We start from the raw sequence: 17845 nt of genomic DNA, 5'->3' as shown, positions 1-17845 counted from the left end.
CGGAGATGAATAAATATATAAATATCATACTTGCCCTGGCTTTTCTATCTGTCGGCACGCAGCTGTCGGCTCAGGTCTTGGATCCTTCCTTTGCTTATAAAAATATCGATTATGCTACGTTTGTAAGTTTGGTCGGAAAGAATAACCTAGCTTATTCGGCAGAGAAGTTTAATGTCGATATTGCAGAGGCTGAAATTCTACAGGCCCGGGTTTTTCCAGATCCTGAATTGTCGTTTGAAGCTTCTGATAATGGGCAACGACGGATGAAGATGGGATATGGTTTTGCTTCTGAGTTATCTTGGACTGTTGAGCTTGGCGGTAAACGCCATGCTCGAATGGATGTCGCCAAAGGACAGGTACAGCTCACGCAATTGCTGTTGGAAGATTATTTTAGGAATTTACGGGCTGACGCCACATTGGCTTATTTAACAGCCCTGCAAAATAAGATGCTATTGGACGTACAGCAAACTTCCTACGAACAGATGAAGAAACTATCCGAGGCGGATAGCATCCGCTATGGGCTGGGGAGTATTTCACAGGTAGATGCACGGCAGTCCAAACTGGAAGCCTCTACAATGTTGAATGAGGTATTTGCTGCAGAAGCGGAATGGAAAAGCTCTCTAGCTGATTTGTCGACACTTCTTGGTGATGACCAAATTGATTTTCTTTGGAATCCTACCGGTGATCTGAAGGGCCTGGGGCGTGATTTTGTATTAAGTGAACTAATCGGCGACGCAAAGGTGAATAGAGCAGATTTACAGGCTGCGCTACAGCAGAAGAACCTTTCTTCAAGTTTATTAAAACTGGCTAAAGCAAATAGGGCAATAGATCTGGGACTTTCCTTAGGTATGGATTATGCCTCGTATGTGAATAATGTTATAGCGCCTACTCCTTCAATGACTACTGTAAAGGTCGGTGTCAGTGTACCTCTCAAATTTTCCAATAAGCATCCCGCAGAGGTCCGGTCTGCTCAATGGGGAATTTTGCAGGCAGAGAAAGAACATAAACAAACTACTTTGGTTATCCAAAGCGAAGTGACACAAGCTTACCACGGTTATCGGGCCGCTCAAAAGCAGGTCGCACAATTTGAAACCGGTCTGTTAACAGATGCACAAGCTATTTTGGATGGTAAAATCTACAGTTATCAACGTGGCGAGAGTTCTTTGTTGGAATTGCTAGATGCACAGCGGACCTATATTGAAGTACAGCAGAACTATTATGTAACGCGGTATAATTGCGCAGCTGCATTGGTTGAATTGGAGCGTGCAGTGGGAATTTGGGATATTAATTTTTAAAAGATTATTGGTTATGAACGTGACAAGAAATATACTTTTCCTTGGGCTAGTTAGTTTGTTATTGGGCCAGAAGGTGGTGGTTGCACAGGTTGCAACAAGATATGAGGATGTCGATTCTATTGCAGTTTTTGCAGATGATTTGTTGACCGTAGGCAGGGTGTCGTGGGGCTTGAAAGCTGGCGTAAATTATACTAATCTACATGGTAAGGATATAGGTTATTTATTTTCCAATGATGAGTCTGCTTATAAAGTAGGTTTTCAGGCCGGAGTATTTGTTCGGACAACATTGAATAAGCGGTTTGCATTGGGGCATGAGCTTATGTTTAGCCAGCGGAAATTCGGGGTATCTCTTGCTGATGATGGAGGAGACTATAGTTCAAGAATTGCTATGCAGTCTATTGTCCTTACGCCTATTAATTTGAATTATGCGGTCGGTCCGGTACGTGTCTATGCAGGACCTTATGTCAGTACTTTGTTGCATGCGGATATCCAACGTAAAGAAGAAGATGGTACTTGGTTTAAGGATAAGCAGATTTATGGAAGTGCTGGAGATGATGAATCGGAGAATAAGTATTTGCAGAAGATGGAAATGGGGTTTAACGGTGGGATAGCTTGGCAACTGAATCGTCGTTTTTTGTTGGGACTTAATTATATGCAGGGATTATCGAGTATGTTCCAATATGCTAGTAGTTACGATGTTGGTGATTCTAAAGATCGTATACGGATATATAATCGGGGCTTTTCTTTTTCCTTGGCTTATACACTTTAGAAAATGGAATCAACTGCGGTAGGATAGGTCTCTGAAAATATTTAAAAAGGAATACTTTATCCTACAGAATGCCTATCATGTTGTTTTGGAAATGATGTATTTTTGAAAGTTGTGATTGATGATGATTTGAAAAGGGATACAGTGCAATGAATAACAATATGAAAGATAAAGCAGAGAAACATTGGTCAAAGGTAGAATATCTACATGAGGTGGTTACAAATTGTAATATCCATGTTAGAGGGACAAAAAGTTACTATAGTAACGCCTGGACAGGTTCGTTTGAAGAAAGTGTGGTACGTTATTTATATGGTGACCAGTACAGTGTCGCCAACTGGGAACCTATCTGGGATATTGATCAATTGTATATTGGCAATTATGTATGCATAGGTGCCGAGGTGCTTATCTTAATGGGAGGGAATAATACCCATCGTACAGATTGGTTCAGTTTGTATCCTTTTGCGGAATCGATTTTGGAATCTTATAAGCAGAAAGGAGATACCCGTATTGATGACGGAACCTGGCTTGGTATTCGTTCCATTATTATGCCTGGTGTTCATATCGGTGAAGGAGCTGTAGTTGCCGCAGCTGCTGTAGTAACCAAAGATGTGCCTCCGTATGCGATAGTAGGTGGAAATCCGGCGAAGGTTATTGGGTATCGTTTTGAGAAGGATGTCGTTGAGGAACTGCTGGCTCTTCGTATGTATGAATGGTCTAGTGCTAAGTTTGGCGCACTTCGCCCTTATCTGACCTCGGCAGATATATCAGAACTACGTAGACAGGTTCAGGCTTATGAGGCTAATGGTGTACTTTCTAAAGACTAATATATGAATATCAGAAAAGCAGAATTGACTGATCTTTTTGCACTCGATGCGCTTTACCTTTCGTTGTTCAAGCAGATGGCGGTTTATGAACCGAACTATATGAATGCTGCTAGACAGGATGAAACTTTTATAAAGAAAATCATTGCAGGTGAAGACAATTTTATTGGCTTTGTGTATGAAAAGGAAGGGATTGTGTGTGGCTTGGCTGTCGCTCAGATACAATCCACTGATCCTTATAATTGTTTGAAGCCTCTGAGATCTGTGTATCTTATGGATATTATTGTAGCGGAAGAGATGCAAGGTAAGGGAATTGGGAAGTTGCTTCTTGAACAGGTCAAAGATTGGGGGAAATCTAATCAGGTGGATTATTTCGAACTTACTGTTTTGACAGGCAATATTGCAGCAATAGCTCTTTATCAACGAGAGGGCCTTATTCCGTTCAGTATGTCTATGCGTATGATGCTGTAGTATACTGTTGACTATCCACCTAAAAAAACTACGTTTAGACAAACGTAGTTTTTTTATTTCCTGATCTATGATTACTTTTAGGCTTCGTGGAATGTTTAACTATTTTGGATGAATCCCATTATTCAGCAGTTTAAAAGATATGGTTTTCTCAGTTCAGAGGCGGAAACAGCTATTGAGGAGAGAACCAAGCACTTTTTTAAGAAGAAGCATGATCATTTTCTGAAATCAGGACAGGTATTGTCAAGTTATTTTGTTTTGGAAAAGGGCTTGATCCGGGCTTACTTTTATCGTGATGGCAAGGAGGTGAATACTTGGTTTGGTGAAGAGAATCAGATTTTCGGTTCTATACTCCCTGTGTATACGAATCGGCCTTCTTTTGAGAATATACAGTTTTTAGAGGATTCTGAGGTATATGCTATTTCTGTAGAGGATCTAAATGAATTGTATCGGATGTATCCCGAATTAAACCTCATCGGGCGTAAGATAGCTGAAGAGGTTTGCGTGATTTTAGAAGAACGTAGTATTTCGCTCCATATCGAATCTGCTTCCGAACGATACCAGTCATTGATCCGCTTGCAACCTAGACTGCTAACTCGTATCAACCTCGGACATATTGCGTCTTATCTAGGCATTACTCAGGAGACATTGAGCCGAATCCGAAGATATTAGTTGATTTTGATATACATCAAAAAATGTTGCCTTTTTGGACTCTATTTTTGTGGTGTATAATTTAACTATTTGAAAATGAATTGGATTGCATTGGTTGCTGCGGGTATTTTTGAGATTGGTTGGCCTTTGGGGTTAAAAATGGCTCAAAGTGGAGAAGGTAATAAGGTCGGATGGATACTGTTGGCTATAGTGTCTATGGCGATTAGTGGAAGTTTATTGTTCTATGCTCAAAAAGCTATTCCAATAGGTACTGCTTATGCGGTATGGACAGGATTAGGGGCCGTAGGGACATTATTGGTTGGAATCACATTTTTTGGAGATTCTGCCAGTGTTTTTCGACTGCTTTCTGCGGTGTTGATTGTTGTGGGAATCGTTGGCTTGAAAGTCTTTTAATAATCATAAAAAACGCCTATAGCGGGGAGCTACAGGCGTTCTTAACTAACCAATTATTAACCTAAATTATGAATACACAAATATAAGCCAGAAATCTGATTTGAAGTGTTAAGGCTTTGTTAATATTTGTTTTGTTTCATTGTTGTTACATAGTATTTAATTTGGATATAAGAGGATGTGTTGAAATTATATTTATGTTTCCCTGTGTTTTTAACCTTTTAAACCACTGATTATACTTCCTGCTATTACGCTTAGAACAATAAGCGTAATGATAATATACATCGTATCTTTTTCGATAATAAATCCAACTAATGATCCGATCACGCGAACAATGGGGGTACAGATAAGAAGTAAAACGCCTAGTTGTATAATCTGTGGTACATTGATCTGCATGACACCCGCTATTATCCCTGATAAGGTGGTGTTAGCATTTGTTTCTGCTATAAATTTGGTATAGTCGGGTATAGGATCTTTTCCATGTACTGTTAAATAAAGTACACCGCCTATTATTAGGGTAACGGATGCCAATAAAACTCCAATACGGAGAATCTGTCCTACTAAGAGCGATATATCTTTATCATTCCAATAATGTTTTGAGAATACTTGTTTCATATATGTTTTAGTTATTCGAATACTATTTGTTTATAGCATGGATGAATCTGTCTGTTTATTTGATGAGCTTACAGTTCGGTGGATTTAAAACTTGTTTTGGACACCATTATAGATCATCTGTAATGCAACTAGGGTGATGGCTACGGCAAATATCAAACGTAATGTTTTTGGATTCATCTTTTTTAGAAGTTTTGAACCTGTTATAGCTCCGCAGAGTACGCCTAGTATGACAGGGAAAGCAATTCCTGGGTCCATATAACCTCTCTGTAGGTATACGACTGCCGATGCTGCTGCGGTCACACCAATCATAAAGTTACTTGTCGTTGTACTTACTTTAAAGGGGATTTTCATTAGTCCGTCCATTGCCAATACCTTTAGGGATCCTGACCCTATACCGAGTAGTCCGGATAGTACTCCAGCTACACCCATCAGAGAGAACCCTCCGACTATGTTTGTAAGTTTGTAAGGTACTTTTTGACCATCTACAGGATAGGTGCTATTGAGTTTTAGTTTTTCGGCTAGGGGAGAGCCTCCCGCTAAAGCGTGTTCGTTTTTCTTACGCAATGTCATGATTGCAGAGAAAATAAGTACTACCCCAAAAATTATAGCAATGGTATTGGTCGGCATGTATATGGCAATCAGTGCGCCTACGACGGCTCCTATGGTAGTCGCTATTTCTAAAAACATTCCCAATCTTATGTTGGTAATTCCCTCTTTTACATAAGCTGTGGCCGCACCTGAGGATGTAGCAATGGAAGCTAGTAAGGCCGCGCCTATGGCATAACGTATGTCAACATGAAACAGTAGGGTAAGGAGTGGAATAACGACGACACCTCCCCCCAGTCCCGTGAGCGAGCCAAGTAATCCAGCAATGAAGGTTCCGAGGAATAAAATCAGTGTAAAAGTAAGTATTGTCATATTTATCGTTTTATGGGATTCGATAGCTTATGTGCTATAAAACTAAGTGGCCCTAAAGTCGAGGTAAACTTAGTGGGTTTTTATTGTTTTTAAAACAAAGGCAGTAGAATAAATACAATTGTTACATGCCTAGTGTATAAGAATCCGATAAGATGTTTGATTTTCTTGATTTTTTAGAACGGGAAGAAGTAAGCTTGTGCGATTCGATTTTACTACTTTGAGAGTTTCCTAAAATAGGCTATCTTTGCCGTTGATTTTTAAGTAATGTCTGTCATGTCGTTTCTTTCCGTATAATTACCATATCGCAATTTTACACGCCACGCCTAGGGGTGTCGAGACCATACTGTTATCTTTTGTCGAGCAATAAGGTATAGGATCTCCGATTCGATATGGACCCACTCAATTTTTTATAATATATTTTTTTTACTGTCCATCTACAACGTTTATGTTGTGGAGTAGACTATTTATACTAGAATTTGAGATGAATATTTATCCGGAAAACTTTGAAGAGAAGCTGAATTTTAATGCAATCCGTGAACATATAGTTGCGAAATGTCTGAGCCCCTTGGGGGAGGAATTAGTTTTTGCTATGTCTTTTTCGTCGGATTACGAAACAGTCACAACATATCTTGCACAAACCCATGAATTTGTGCAAATCATTCAATCCAAGATGGATTTTCCTACAGCTTACTTTTTGGATATGCGCCATATACTGATTGGCGTAGAAAGAGACTTGTCTGTCTGGCTATCGGCGGAAGAGGTAGGAGATTTAGTAAATTCTTTGGAAACAATAACATCGATTGTCGACTTCTTTGTTTTATCGACAACAGAGGCTGTTTATCCTGAGCTTAAGAAACTAGCAGATAAAGTTGCTGTTTTTCCTACCATCCTTGAGGAGGGCGGGAAGCTTCTTGATAAAACTGGACAGATTAGGGACAATGCCTCCCGTGACCTTGCTACCATCCGCAAGCGTAAAATAGAAGCGGAGAAAGATGTTGTCAGAAGTATACAGACAGCACTTCGAAGTGCACAGAGTCAGGGGCTTGTGGCTAAAGATGTGCCTATTGATATGCGAGGTGGGCACTTCTTGATCCCAGTCAATGCATCTAATAAACGTAAGATTAAAGGGGTGGTACGGGATAGTTCCGGCAGTGGTAAGACTTTTTTTATAGAGCCCGAAACTGTCGTAGAAGCTAGTCGCAGGCTACACGAATTGGAAAACGACGAAAGACGGGAGATCGCTCGTCTATTAACGGTTTTTACCAATTTGGTACGAGGAGAACTGATGGCATTAATGCATGCCTACGGTTTTATGGGAGCGATTGACTTTATTCGAGCCAAAGCGCTTTTTGCTATACGTATCAACGGCGTAATGCCATCGATGAAAAATCGACCACACATTTATTGGCACCAGGCCATACATCCTTTACTGGATATGATGTTGCGGCAAGAAAATAAGAGAGCTGAGCCTTTGGGGATTTATCTTACGGAAGAACACCGTATTTTGATTATTTCGGGTGTTAATGCTGGAGGTAAATCGCTTTGTCTAAAAACTACGGCTTTATTACAGTACATGCTTCAATGTGGGATTTTAGTCCCTGTTGGTAAGAATGCTGAAGGAGGTATCTTCGAACGCCTATTTTTGGATATTGGGGATGGTCAAAGTCTGGAAAGTAGTTTGAGTACTTATACTTCTCATCTCACGCATATGCGTAACATCTTATCGTATCATGATGATCGAAGCCTTATTCTTATCGATGAGTTTGGCGGTGGAACCGAACCACAGGTTGGTGGTGCTATAGCTGAGACCTTATTGGAACGATTTAACTCGAAAAGAAGTTTTGGATTGATTACCACGCACTTTCAGAATTTGAAACGCTATGCCTATCAAACAGAAGGCGTCAGAAATGCAGCGATGCTGTATGACCTTGTCGGTATGCGTCCTCTTTATAAGCTGGCTATCGGTACTGCTGGAAGTGCTTTCGCTTTTGAAGTAGCACGACGTATAGGTCTACCCGAGGATGTATTATTAGAAGCTTCGCATAAGGTGGTTGATGTAGATCTCGTATTGACGGATCCACTGGAAGGCGTGGTTACTGAGGTGGTTCAGGATACTGTGGAGACAGTTGGAGTGCAGATTGCCGAAGAAATTTTCACTGATATTATAATTGTAGATAATGCTTTGAAAAATAATACGATACGGTCGTTAAAGAAGGGAGATAAGGTGCGTGTAAAAGGACAACAGATCGTGGGTATCTTAATGGAAATACAGGGTAGCTTAGGAAAAGTTGCTTTTGGTGAGCTTCAGAGCAATATCAAGATGATTCGTCTTGAACTAGCCTCTGACTAGGGATAAAGAGTGTTAGACGACTTTTAGACCATTTATATTAACCCCATTATTTCAGTCCGTAGAAGTTGAAATAATGGGGTTTATGGTATTAAGCAGTGGTCTTTAGTATATTTCTGTAGGTGTATTTGGGGTATATGTGACGTTTCGCAAAACGAGCCGGCGAATCTGCATTGACAAATTTGATATACTCGTTTTTCGGTACACTGAAATATTCGTACTTGCTGCCGTTTAAAAATGTGATCGTCAATATCTGACTTTCCCATTCAAAGTCTACTATTGCTGAGTTCGTTATGGTATCTTGATATATAGGTAGCTGATTACTCAATGTTTCTGGACATATACTTACCAAAAAATGGTAGGCTTCTATCATTTCTTTACTTTTTTCTTCTGCCGCTGCTAGGCCTTCCTGATCATTGGCAAATCGATCCGGATGACATTCCTTCATAATTTGTCGGTAGCGTGCCTTCAATGTGGTAAGGTCAACTTTGCTATCCACGTCCAATAGTCTTCTGTAATCCGCTATTTTTTTCATGGGGGCAAAGGTAGTTAATCTCTTGTACTATAATGTATGGTTTCATAAAAAATATACGAAATCAGGGCGTTCAGGATGTGCTTTCGAAAGGAAATAAATCTTACTTTTGAAAGGTTACTTTTAAGAGGGGTACATATGAAAACTTGGTGATTTGCCGTTGAAATCGCATTATTTTGTCCTGTTTCTTTAATGATATTGCTTGCGAATCTGTTTAGTGATGTCAATATGTAAATACCCAGTTGTGGGTATGGCTAGATTATTTTGTATTACTTATATTTGGCCCAACCAAATATCAATTATATGAAATTAAAATCTCTACTGGTTATTTCCAGTATCTTTGTGCTGTCTGCAAAAACGGGAGTGTTTGCTCAGCAAAGTGATAATGAACCGAAAAACATGGTTAAACTGAATGTACTTCCTTTAATCAGTGGGAAGTTTGCATTCGAGTACGAGCGTATGATTAAGGAACGGATTACTGTAGGTGGGACCGTGAGCTTTAGACCAAGTAAGGGGTTGCCTTTTTTATCTACGATTCGGGATGTAGTTGATAATGATGATTTAAACGAATTTTTGGATGGTTTTAAAAGTGGTAATTTTTCCATTACCCCTGAGGCGAGATTTTATACGTCTAAACGCGGTCCGTTTCGTGGGTTTTACGTCGCTCCATACCTTAAGTATGCAAATTATTCCTTGAAGGCACCTCTAAATTATGATCTTGAGTTGTCAGCAGGAGGACAAACGTTGAAAGAAAGCGGTTCTATACCTGTTAAAGGAAATCTGAATGCTTATACGGCCGGATTTTCGATAGGTTTCAATTTCCGATTGATGGATAATTTGCATTTGGATTGGCGATTGATAGGACCTGGCTATGGATTTGCAAAAGGTACTTTGAGTGGACAGAAGAAACTGAGTGCTGATGAACAACAGCAAGTTCGACAAGAATTAGATGATATCAAAGATGCTTTATCCGATCTGCCAGTGTCTGTTAAGATGAACTATGAAGTACACGGAGAAGGTGTGGATGTGAAAGTTTCGAACAGTCCATGGGCTGGTATTCGTTCAGGATTATCTATCGGCTATCGGTTTTAGTCGTGAATAAGCTAGGGAATCGAGCTTTACTAGAAATAGTAGAGCTCGATTTTTTATGATGTTATCACATGTTGCTACGTTCTATAGCAATGTGCGACGTAATTCCTCTTCTGATTTGGGAGATAGATAGGAGAGGGGGATATCCAATACGGTGCGGGCACCCGTCTGTCCTTGTTTAGCCATTTTGCCTACTGCGCGAGCACATGCTACCAATACACTGGCTGTAAACTCAGGATTGCTTTCCAATGTCAGACTAAATTCAATACGTTGCTTGGCTCCACTGCCAGACACGCCAGAACGGAATACGATTCCTCCATGCGGCATTGTATTGTGGTTTTTTGTCAACTCTTCTTCACTGATAAAATGGACTGTTGTGTCATAGTCAGCAAAGTAATTAGGCATTGTTTTTATTGTTTTTTCAATTTCCTCTTGATTTGCTCCTTCTTCTGCTACAAGATAGCATACACGTTTGTGTTTTTCGGCTGTCGATAGGATTGGGTTTTCACCTGAGCGGACCCGTTCTAAAGCATTCTCGATAGGTATGGTGTACTGTACGCCATTTTTTACACCAGTTACTCTTCTCACTGCATCAGAGTGTCCTTGGCTCAATCCTTTGCCCCAAAAGGTGTAATCTTCACCTTCGGGAAGTACGCTCTGTCCAATCAATCTTGCTAAGGAAAATAAGCCCGGATCCCATCCCGTAGAAATAAGACTTAACGTATTAGATGCTTTGGTACAATCGTTTACTTTGTCGAAGTATTCGGGTATCTTGGCGTGTGTATCAAAACTGTCAACGGTATTAAATAACTTAGAAACTTCCAATACTTGTTCAGGGAGGTCCGTAGACGAACCGCCACAGAGTATCATTACATCTATTTTGTCCTGATAGTCTGTTATGTAGTCCATCGCGATAGCAGGGCCTTCGCAATCCAGTGTCTCCGGAGGTCGTCTTGTAAATATCGCAATGAGTTCCATATCTGGATTCTGCTTGATTGCTTTTTCTACGCCTCTTCCAAGGTTGCCGTATCCCACGATACCTATCTTCAAAATATCTTTATTGTTCATGTTGAGATTAAAAATTAGTGTTTAAGTTTGAAGGAGCGAATTTACAAAAAAACTTTTATGATCCCTTTGAATCACCTAGAGACATGAATCGAATGAGGCAGTTCTGGGATATGAAGCATACGGATACATTCGGAAAAAGAAGGGGGAATGCAGATTTCAGTTGCTTTAATCTTTATTTAATTTTTCGGGCAGATATTTCCAATACCTTTTGGGTACATGCTGTAGGTGTAGTTTTAGATTTTTTCGAGCTTCGATGTTTGTGCTTTTGAAATAGCTTTGCCATAATTTTGTGTATAGGCTATCCGTCGCATCTACTTCTATATGCTGTGCGGGATGTTGTAATGCCTTTGACTGTTCTTTGGTTATGGTCACTTCGGTTACTGTGTACAGGTCATAAAGTATACCGTATTGGCGTTTGTTGTCATATATTAACCACGGTTGATCGGCATATCGGTTTTTGAAAAAGGAAATGATTAAAGGTAAGACATTAAAGTCCGGTTCTACGATGGAGACGTACATCCCAGTGGCATCTTTTTGGAATCTGACAAAAGCTTTCATGCGATGGCGTTCTCGATTGACTTTTCGTAGTGCCTGGTGGAATCTTAATACCCTTTCGTCACCATAATTTTGAAGGATGGTAATGTCGTTTTTAAAACTTTTTATTATCAATTCGAAGATGGTCTGCCGTATTTCGGGGTCTTCGGAAAGAAAAGCCCTCCAAAAGTCCATAGCTTTGTTTGGGGGAAGTATTTTATATAATCCTTGATATACACGGTTTGATTTGGTAGCGTCGGAGCTGATGTGTTTGATTTGATCAAACAAGGCTCCTTGTAGCTCAGAATCTAGCGCTAGTTTTACATTATACTCTTTGTATTCAAAAGCGGTGAATACAGCTGTAAGAAGTCCTTGATAACTGCCGTCGTAACTATAGATCATACTAAAATAAAGATAGTTGTGTTGCTGAAGACTGGTTATGAAGTGTGCCCTGTAGAATATGCCTGCGCACATTCTCCATTTTTATATCGCCCAAAGTGATCAGGGAGTCTGCACATATCATAAAGTGCCGGGCGCGATTGTAGGCTATGCCCATTTTTTTTAACTGGTACTCGCGGAGTTTTCCAAATTTTCGTGCTTGGATTATTTTCATTGCTGATTGTCTTCCTACACCTGGGATGCGTATAATAGTCCAATAGTCTGCTGTGTTTATATCGATTGGGAACAGATGGGGGTGACGTAATGCCCAGCTTAATTTAGGATCTATCTCTAGATCTAGATTCTGGAATTCAGGATTTAAAATCTCGTGAATCTTAAATCCGTAGAAACGCATTAACCAATCGGTCTGGTACAATCTGTTTTCTCGAACAAGGGGAGGTTTCGTTCCTATTTGCGGGAGTAGACTATCTGTATTTGCAATCGGAATATATCCGGAGTAGTAGACTCTTTTTAAGTTATAGTTGGTGTAAAAATCGTCAGCCACCTGCATAATCTCATAGTCGTTCTCGGGAGTTGCACCAATTACCATTTGTGTACTTTGTCCTGCCGGAACAAAAGAAGGGATATGTTTGAGGCTCTTTTTTTCGTTTTTATATTGTTTTAATTTGTCGTTCACAAAAGCCAACGGTTTTCTAACTGAATCGTGGTCCTTTTCTGGAGCTACTAGTTTTAATCCAGCATCTGTAGGAAGCTCCAGATTGATACTCATCCTGTCTACATATAGCCCGGCTTGCTGTATGAGTTCTTCGCTTGCTCCAGGGATAGTCTTGAGATGTATATATCCATTATAGCGCTCTTCGGTGCGAAGCTTTTTGGCAATACGGAGTAGCCGCTCCATAGTGTAGTCTGCATTTTTGAATATACCGGAACTCAGGAATAGTCCTTCGATGTAATTGCGCCGATAGAAGTTCATTGTTAGTTGTACAACTTCTTCGACAGTAAAAGCTGCCCGTTGAATATCGTTTGAACGTCTACTGACACAGAAAGCGCAGTCATAGATACAATGATTGGTCAAAAGTATCTTTAGAAGGGATACACATCGTCCGTCTTCTGTATAGGTGTGACAAATCCCTGAATAGGAGGCATCACCTATACCTCCTGTATTTTTCCTTTTGGATCCCGATGAACTGCAACTCACATCATATTTTGCGGCATCAGCAAGAATTTTTAGTTTTTCTTCGAGTCTTTCCATAACACCAAAAATACTAATATTATTAGTATTTTTGGTGTATTATTTTATCTTTAATTCTCTTTTATAGCGTTACGCCATCCAATCCCAATATTTTATCCAACGTGCCAGGTTGTGCACGGAATCCCACACCAAAGCGATTCAACGCATTGATAAGAGTAATAATCATCGTCAATTGAGCAATCTCTGCATCAGAGAAATGTGCTTTTACCGATTGATATAGGTTGTCGTTCGTGCTTTCTGGGCTAAGGCGTGTCAAAGCTTCTGTCCATAACAGGGCAGCTCTCTCTTTTTCTGAAAATAGGTCGGACTCTTGCCAGCCTGTGAGATGTAATAAACGAAGACGGTTTTCACCATCACGGACAGCTTGTTTAGCATGGATATCGACACAGAATAAGCACCCATTTATTTGGGATGCCCGCAAACGTACCAAATGTATAAGAAGATTGTCTAATGATGAATTGCCTGCTAGGGTATCTAGTTCTATGAGTTTGCCATAGGTCGCAGGAATGAATGAACTGTAGTTTAATCGTTGTGCCATGATCTATTATTTTTTGATATATCAAAGGTACAGTTATGACATGTTTAAAAACTTGAACAGGTTCAAGAAGTGATTTTACGCCTTAGTTTACTGACATACTCGGCCGAAAGTCCGAGGTAACTCGCGATGAGGTATTGTGGAACACTGTTTACGAAGTCAGGAAAAGCATCTTTGAACTGAAGATATATATCTTCCTTACTGTAGCTCAAGATGTATTTCATGCGAGTTTGAAAGGCACCGTAAGCAATCTGATATACTGTTCGAAAGTAAGACTCCATCTTTGGGAAAGCGGCTAGTAATTTTTCTCTTTTTGTTGCGGTAATGCTGTATAATTGGGTGTTTTCTACGGCTTGTATATAAAATTCGGCAGGTTGTTTCCTTTGAAGGGCGAGGTAGTCTGCTATCCACCACTTTGGCAAACCAAATTGAACCGTATGTTCTATTCCCTGTGGATCTATAAAGTACATATGAAGACAACCTGCTACGACAAAATATTCTTTGGGATGGTGTTCACCTAGCTGCATCACAAGGTCTTTTTTACGAAAGACTTCGTGTTCAAAATAGGAAATCATCTCTATAAATTCCTCTTCTTCGACTTTTACAAATTGATTGATATGTTGGAATAAATCTTTTGTCATGATGCAAGATACGTTAAAAATGTTTGTTTGGAAGGAATGAAGCTTGAGCGAAATAGTACTATTTTTGTAGGAACACCTTTATTAGGCGATAAGTAATCTTTTACATATGCATTGGGATAAGGAATTTATACAATTATTAGGAATACAATATCCATTGATACAAGCACCGATGTTTGGGGTTTCTACCGTAGATATGGCAGTGGCAGCAACACAAGCTGGTTGTTTGGGTTCATTAGCGTTGGCTGATATCGATGCGGATGCAGCGGTACAGGTGATTCGAGCGACCAGGAAACTTACCGACAAGCCTTTTGCGGTTGATTTATTTGTGCATCGCATACCAGAAGTTACCCCCGAATTAGTAAGGAAATATGGAGAGGTCAAAGCATTTTTAGAGACTTTTGCAGCTCAGCATAGCATTGAAGTTGTTATTCCTGAACTATCCGCATTCAAGATCAATGAATATCATAGCCTAGTGGACGTTGCTATTGAAGAGAAGTGCAAGATTGTCAGTTTCACTTTTGGAAACTTAGATGAAACCAGTATTGCACGTCTCAAAGCTGTGGGGTGTATATTGATTGGTACATGTACCAGTGTGCGGGAGGCTAAGATTTTAGAAAAATCCGGTATCGACCTTATTTGTGTGCAGGGGATCGAAGCCGGAGGCCATAGAGGTAGCTTTGTTGATGAGGAGATTCCACAGATTGGAGGATTTTCGCTATTATCGCAGCTGTATGATACGGTAGATGTACCTTTAATCTATGCAGGAGGTCTATCCAACGGAAGAACAATATTAGCTGCTCAGGTTTTGGGTGCAAAAGGATTTCAGATCGGAAGTTTATTATGTGCTTCTGCTGAAAGCTCCCTGAAATATTTTGAAAAACAACGATTGATTAGTGCTAAGGAAGGTGATGTTATTCTTACAAAGAGTTTCTCTGGTAGATATGCACGGGGAATAAAGAATACGTTTACAGACGCGATAGACGATAGTGGTTACATTCTTCCCTATCCCTATCAAAATAAAATTACGGGAGTGCTTCGTGCTGTAGCAAAACGTAATGAAAAAGTAGATTTCTTGAATCTATGGATGGGACAATCATTGCCTCGGTTTAGTGAGCGATCGACAGCAGATATCCTGAAAGAGTTGTTGGCCGACGTAGAACGCTATAGGGGATACAAGATCTAAGTATTTTTTAGGCAATTTAAAATCATATACGTATCAAGTACATGTTATAATAGCAAGAAAATGTTTTTAATCTCCCTATCTTTGTAATCTAACAAAAACAGAATATGGCTAGAGAAACAAAGAGAGGGCTATACCAAGGAATAGTTGAACAGGATGAAAAGGGAAACTATTATTGTGGTCCTTACTTATTAGATTACAAGCTCACTGAAGCGAACTTTAAGTTGGGAGATAAAGTGAGTATCAAAAAAATAGTAAGCAATACTAGTGGCAAGAGTATTGAAGAGTATCCGCAAAAGGCGATAAAGTTTTCGTTAGCAGGTGAAGATAGAAACCTGTAAAAAGTCATCAGTACTTTCTCACTCATCTGATTTAATAATGTCAAATAGATTTTTCGTAAATTAGGAGCATTTTATATAATCATAAATTATGCGTAAAAAAACACAATTAATGACCGCTGTGATGTTATTTTCAACTTCCATAGCCGTCAGCCAAATGAAAGTTCGTGACGAAGTCCCTGCGAAATATAAATGGAATCTGACCGATTTATATTCCACAGATGAAAGTTGGAAAGTCGAGAAAGAGCGTGTACAACAGCAAATGAAACAAGTTGCCTCGTATAAGGGCAAACTTACACAGTCTGCTGCTACGCTTTTGGAAGCTTTAGAGTTGAACAGCGGATTGGCCAAGGAAATGGTCCGACTGTCCTCATATGCATCGATGAAATCTGATCAGGATACTCGAGTGACTAAATATGCAGGTATGAAGCAAGAACTGCAGCAACTTTTTGCGGAGTATGGCGCTTTGGTATCCTATATGGAACCGGAGTTGTTGACTTTAGAAGAGAGCAAATTAAATACTTTTTTCGCAGCAGAGAAAGGATTGGCAACGTACAAGTTTTATCTTATGGATCTACTGCGTAAGCGCGCGCATCGTGGTTCCGAAGAAGTTGAAAAGATAATGGCTTACTCGTCATTGATGTCAGGCAATGCAGCCAATATTTTCAGCACATTTTCTAATGCGGAATTTCCATATCCAGAAATTGAGCTGAATGGAAAATCGATAACGCTTAATTCCGCTAATTTCGCATTGTATAGAGCCAGCGAGGATAGAGCCGTGCGTAGCAAAGTATTTGATGCGTATTTCAATAAATTGAACGAGTTTCAACGTACTTTCGGGGCACAGCTATACGGTAATATTAATGCAGGGCTGTTTGCTACCAAAGCACGAAACTATAACAGTACTTTGGAGCGTGCCTTAGATGATGGTAATATTCCGACCGCGGTTTATCATAATCTCGTGAAGAATGTGAATGGAAACCTGAATACCTTTCACCGTTACCTTAATCTTCGTAAGCGTATGATGGGGATTGATACACTGCACTACTATGACCTATATGCACCGTTAGTGGAGCAGGTAGATTTGGCTTATACGGTAGACGAGGCAGTGGGTAATATTTTAAAATCCCTGAAACCTTTGGGTAAAGATTATGTCGATGTTTCGAATAAGGCATTCAACGAGCGTTGGATTGATATGTATCCTAATGAAGGTAAGCGTTCTGGAGCATATTCCAATGGGTCGGCCTATGATGTGCATCCTTATATCCTGATGAACTATAATGGAAAGTATAATGATATGTCGACATTGACCCACGAATTGGGGCATACTATGCATAGTTATCTGACCAATAAAAAGCAACATTTTGCTAACGCTGATTATTCTATTTTCGTTGCTGAAGTGGCTTCTACATTGAATGAAGAACTGTTGAATGATTATATGTTGAAGCAGATCAAAGACGACAAAGTAAGGTTAGCCATTTTAGGTAATTACCTTGAAGGAGCTAAAGGAACTTTATTCCGTCAGACCCAATTTGCAGAGTTTGAATCTATGATTCATGATCGCGTTGCAAAAGGGGAAGCTTTAACAGGTGAAGACTTTGATAAGATGTATTTGGAACTAACGCGCCGTTATTATGGCCATGATAAGAATGTTTGTATCGTGGATGATAATGTAAAATCAGAATGGTCTTATATTCCACATTTTTACTATAACTTCTACGTATATCAGTACGCAACCTCTTTCACGGCATCAACGGCACTTTCAGAAAAAGTACTACGTGGTACAGATGAGGATCGTAAAAAGTACCTTAACTTTCTTTCATCGGGTAGTACCAAATATCCTGTAGACCTTTTGGTAGACGCTGGAGTAGATATGAATACCTCTGAACCGTTTGATCTAACTATTGCCAAAATCAATAAGGTAATGGCTGAGATGGAAGCGATTTTGACTAGGTTGGAGAAATAAGGGATATTCTCCTCTATAT

19 protein-coding genes are annotated in these 17845 nt (G+C 39.8%); 11 read left to right on the top strand and 8 right to left on the bottom strand.

Going from position 1 to position 17845, the window contains the following annotated elements:
* Positions 1 to 5 precede the first annotated feature (5 nt).
* The 6 genes from M472_RS43300 to M472_RS43275 all read left to right on the top strand — a co-directional run bounded on the left by M472_RS43300 (position 6) and on the right by M472_RS43275 (position 4415).
* Positions 6 to 1295 carry a TolC family protein gene (locus M472_RS43300; protein WP_021072228.1) on the top strand — a complete coding sequence of 430 codons (1290 nt, stop codon included), beginning with the start codon at positions 6 to 8 and terminating at the stop codon, positions 1293 to 1295.
* Positions 1296 to 1308: 13 nt separating this feature from the next.
* The gene (locus M472_RS43295) at positions 1309 to 2064 is read left to right on the top strand and encodes a porin family protein (protein WP_021072227.1); all 756 of its coding nucleotides are present in this window, start codon (positions 1309 to 1311) and stop codon (positions 2062 to 2064) included.
* Positions 2065 to 2222: 158 nt separating this feature from the next.
* The gene (locus M472_RS45925) at positions 2223 to 2885 is read left to right on the top strand and encodes a CatB-related O-acetyltransferase (RefSeq protein WP_031302078.1); all 663 of its coding nucleotides are present in this window, start codon (positions 2223 to 2225) and stop codon (positions 2883 to 2885) included.
* Between the two features lie 3 nt (positions 2886 to 2888).
* Positions 2889 to 3353 carry a GNAT family N-acetyltransferase gene (locus M472_RS43285; RefSeq protein ID WP_021072225.1) on the top strand — a complete coding sequence of 155 codons (465 nt, stop codon included), beginning with the start codon at positions 2889 to 2891 and terminating at the stop codon, positions 3351 to 3353.
* 108 nt (positions 3354 to 3461) lie between these two features.
* A complete protein-coding gene (locus M472_RS43280; protein WP_021072224.1) occupies positions 3462 to 4022 on the top strand; it encodes a Crp/Fnr family transcriptional regulator in 561 nt (186 codons plus the stop codon).
* Positions 4023 to 4097: 75 nt separating this feature from the next.
* Positions 4098 to 4415, top strand: coding sequence for a DMT family transporter (locus M472_RS43275; protein ID WP_021072223.1), 318 nt, complete (start codon positions 4098 to 4100; stop codon positions 4413 to 4415).
* Between the two features lie 210 nt (positions 4416 to 4625).
* Here M472_RS43275 and M472_RS43270 read toward each other — a convergent pair whose 3' ends face one another.
* Together M472_RS43270 and M472_RS43265 are read right to left on the bottom strand one after the other, a co-directional pair.
* Positions 4626 to 5027, bottom strand: a complete 402-nt coding sequence (locus M472_RS43270) for a DUF1634 domain-containing protein (RefSeq protein ID WP_021072222.1) — start codon at positions 5025 to 5027, stop codon at positions 4626 to 4628.
* An 84-nt stretch (positions 5028 to 5111) separates the two neighbouring features.
* Positions 5112 to 5945: a sulfite exporter TauE/SafE family protein gene (locus M472_RS43265; RefSeq protein ID WP_021072221.1), complete on the bottom strand. Its 834-nt coding sequence runs from the start codon at positions 5943 to 5945 to the stop codon at positions 5112 to 5114.
* A 481-nt stretch (positions 5946 to 6426) separates the two neighbouring features.
* On the opposite strand from M472_RS43265, the gene M472_RS43260 reads away from it, so the two are divergent.
* A complete protein-coding gene (locus M472_RS43260; protein WP_031302076.1) occupies positions 6427 to 8295 on the top strand; it encodes an endonuclease MutS2 in 1869 nt (622 codons plus the stop codon).
* Positions 8296 to 8383: 88 nt separating this feature from the next.
* On the opposite strand, the gene M472_RS43255 is transcribed toward M472_RS43260, so the two are convergent.
* The gene (locus tag M472_RS43255) at positions 8384 to 8827 is read right to left on the bottom strand and encodes a KTSC domain-containing protein (protein ID WP_021072219.1); all 444 of its coding nucleotides are present in this window, start codon (positions 8825 to 8827) and stop codon (positions 8384 to 8386) included.
* Positions 8828 to 9127: 300 nt separating this feature from the next.
* Between M472_RS43255 and M472_RS43250 the strand changes: the two genes are divergently transcribed.
* Positions 9128 to 9916 carry a DUF3575 domain-containing protein gene (locus M472_RS43250; RefSeq protein ID WP_021072218.1) on the top strand — a complete coding sequence of 263 codons (789 nt, stop codon included), beginning with the start codon at positions 9128 to 9130 and terminating at the stop codon, positions 9914 to 9916.
* 81 nt (positions 9917 to 9997) lie between these two features.
* Here the strand turns inward: M472_RS43250 and M472_RS43245 are convergent, their stop codons facing one another.
* The 5 genes from M472_RS43245 to M472_RS43225 form a co-directional block, all read right to left on the bottom strand.
* Positions 9998 to 10981, bottom strand: a complete 984-nt coding sequence (locus tag M472_RS43245) for a diaminopimelate dehydrogenase (protein ID WP_021072217.1) — start codon at positions 10979 to 10981, stop codon at positions 9998 to 10000.
* A gap of 165 nt (positions 10982 to 11146) precedes the next feature.
* Entirely contained in the window at positions 11147 to 11917 is a 771-nt protein-coding gene (locus M472_RS43240; protein WP_021072216.1) for a TIGR03915 family putative DNA repair protein, read from the bottom strand.
* Between the two features lies 1 nt (position 11918).
* Complete coding sequence (locus M472_RS43235; RefSeq protein ID WP_021072215.1) at positions 11919 to 13166, bottom strand: putative DNA modification/repair radical SAM protein; 1248 nt, start codon at positions 13164 to 13166, stop codon at positions 11919 to 11921.
* 61 nt (positions 13167 to 13227) lie between these two features.
* A complete protein-coding gene (locus tag M472_RS43230) occupies positions 13228 to 13704 on the bottom strand; it encodes a carboxymuconolactone decarboxylase family protein (protein ID WP_021072214.1) in 477 nt (158 codons plus the stop codon).
* 62 nt (positions 13705 to 13766) lie between these two features.
* On the bottom strand, positions 13767 to 14342 hold the full coding sequence (locus tag M472_RS43225) for a Crp/Fnr family transcriptional regulator (protein WP_021072213.1): 576 nt from the start codon (positions 14340 to 14342) through the stop codon (positions 13767 to 13769).
* A gap of 106 nt (positions 14343 to 14448) precedes the next feature.
* On the opposite strand from M472_RS43225, the gene M472_RS43220 reads away from it, so the two are divergent.
* The 3 genes from M472_RS43220 to pepF all read left to right on the top strand — a co-directional run bounded on the left by M472_RS43220 (position 14449) and on the right by pepF (position 17826).
* The gene (locus tag M472_RS43220) at positions 14449 to 15525 is read left to right on the top strand and encodes an NAD(P)H-dependent flavin oxidoreductase (protein ID WP_021072212.1); all 1077 of its coding nucleotides are present in this window, start codon (positions 14449 to 14451) and stop codon (positions 15523 to 15525) included.
* A gap of 104 nt (positions 15526 to 15629) precedes the next feature.
* A complete protein-coding gene (locus M472_RS43215) occupies positions 15630 to 15863 on the top strand; it encodes a hypothetical protein (RefSeq protein WP_021072211.1) in 234 nt (77 codons plus the stop codon).
* Positions 15864 to 15951: 88 nt separating this feature from the next.
* Positions 15952 to 17826, top strand: coding sequence for an oligoendopeptidase F (pepF, locus tag M472_RS43210; RefSeq protein WP_021072210.1), 1875 nt, complete (start codon positions 15952 to 15954; stop codon positions 17824 to 17826).
* Positions 17827 to 17845: the final 19 nt, after the last annotated feature.

The organism is Sphingobacterium paucimobilis HER1398, from assembly GCF_000416985.1.
Lineage (GTDB): Bacteria > Bacteroidota > Bacteroidia > Sphingobacteriales > Sphingobacteriaceae > Sphingobacterium > Sphingobacterium paucimobilis.
This window is presented reverse-complemented; position numbering and strand designations above follow the sequence as displayed.

Coding starts and splice junctions, on each gene's coding strand:
- M472_RS45925 (WP_031302078.1), top strand. CDS start 2,223: ATGAAAGATAAAGCAGAGAAACATTGGTCAAAGGTAGAATATCTACAT.
- M472_RS43230 (WP_021072214.1), bottom strand. CDS start 13,704: ATGGCACAACGATTAAACTACAGTTCATTCATTCCTGCGACCTATGGC.
- M472_RS43300 (WP_021072228.1), top strand. CDS start 6: ATGAATAAATATATAAATATCATACTTGCCCTGGCTTTTCTATCTGTC.
- M472_RS43275 (WP_021072223.1), top strand. CDS start 4,098: ATGAATTGGATTGCATTGGTTGCTGCGGGTATTTTTGAGATTGGTTGG.
- M472_RS43240 (WP_021072216.1), bottom strand. CDS start 11,917: ATGATCTATAGTTACGACGGCAGTTATCAAGGACTTCTTACAGCTGTA.
- M472_RS43220 (WP_021072212.1), top strand. CDS start 14,449: ATGCATTGGGATAAGGAATTTATACAATTATTAGGAATACAATATCCA.
- M472_RS43225 (WP_021072213.1), bottom strand. CDS start 14,342: ATGACAAAAGATTTATTCCAACATATCAATCAATTTGTAAAAGTCGAA.
- M472_RS43285 (WP_021072225.1), top strand. CDS start 2,889: ATGAATATCAGAAAAGCAGAATTGACTGATCTTTTTGCACTCGATGCG.
- M472_RS43270 (WP_021072222.1), bottom strand. CDS start 5,027: ATGAAACAAGTATTCTCAAAACATTATTGGAATGATAAAGATATATCG.
- M472_RS43280 (WP_021072224.1), top strand. CDS start 3,462: ATGAATCCCATTATTCAGCAGTTTAAAAGATATGGTTTTCTCAGTTCA.
- M472_RS43265 (WP_021072221.1), bottom strand. CDS start 5,945: ATGACAATACTTACTTTTACACTGATTTTATTCCTCGGAACCTTCATT.
- M472_RS43250 (WP_021072218.1), top strand. CDS start 9,128: ATGAAATTAAAATCTCTACTGGTTATTTCCAGTATCTTTGTGCTGTCT.
- M472_RS43235 (WP_021072215.1), bottom strand. CDS start 13,166: ATGGAAAGACTCGAAGAAAAACTAAAAATTCTTGCTGATGCCGCAAAA.
- M472_RS43260 (WP_031302076.1), top strand. CDS start 6,427: ATGAATATTTATCCGGAAAACTTTGAAGAGAAGCTGAATTTTAATGCA.
- M472_RS43215 (WP_021072211.1), top strand. CDS start 15,630: ATGGCTAGAGAAACAAAGAGAGGGCTATACCAAGGAATAGTTGAACAG.
- M472_RS43295 (WP_021072227.1), top strand. CDS start 1,309: ATGAACGTGACAAGAAATATACTTTTCCTTGGGCTAGTTAGTTTGTTA.
- M472_RS43255 (WP_021072219.1), bottom strand. CDS start 8,827: ATGAAAAAAATAGCGGATTACAGAAGACTATTGGACGTGGATAGCAAA.
- pepF (WP_021072210.1), top strand. CDS start 15,952: ATGCGTAAAAAAACACAATTAATGACCGCTGTGATGTTATTTTCAACT.
- M472_RS43245 (WP_021072217.1), bottom strand. CDS start 10,981: ATGAACAATAAAGATATTTTGAAGATAGGTATCGTGGGATACGGCAAC.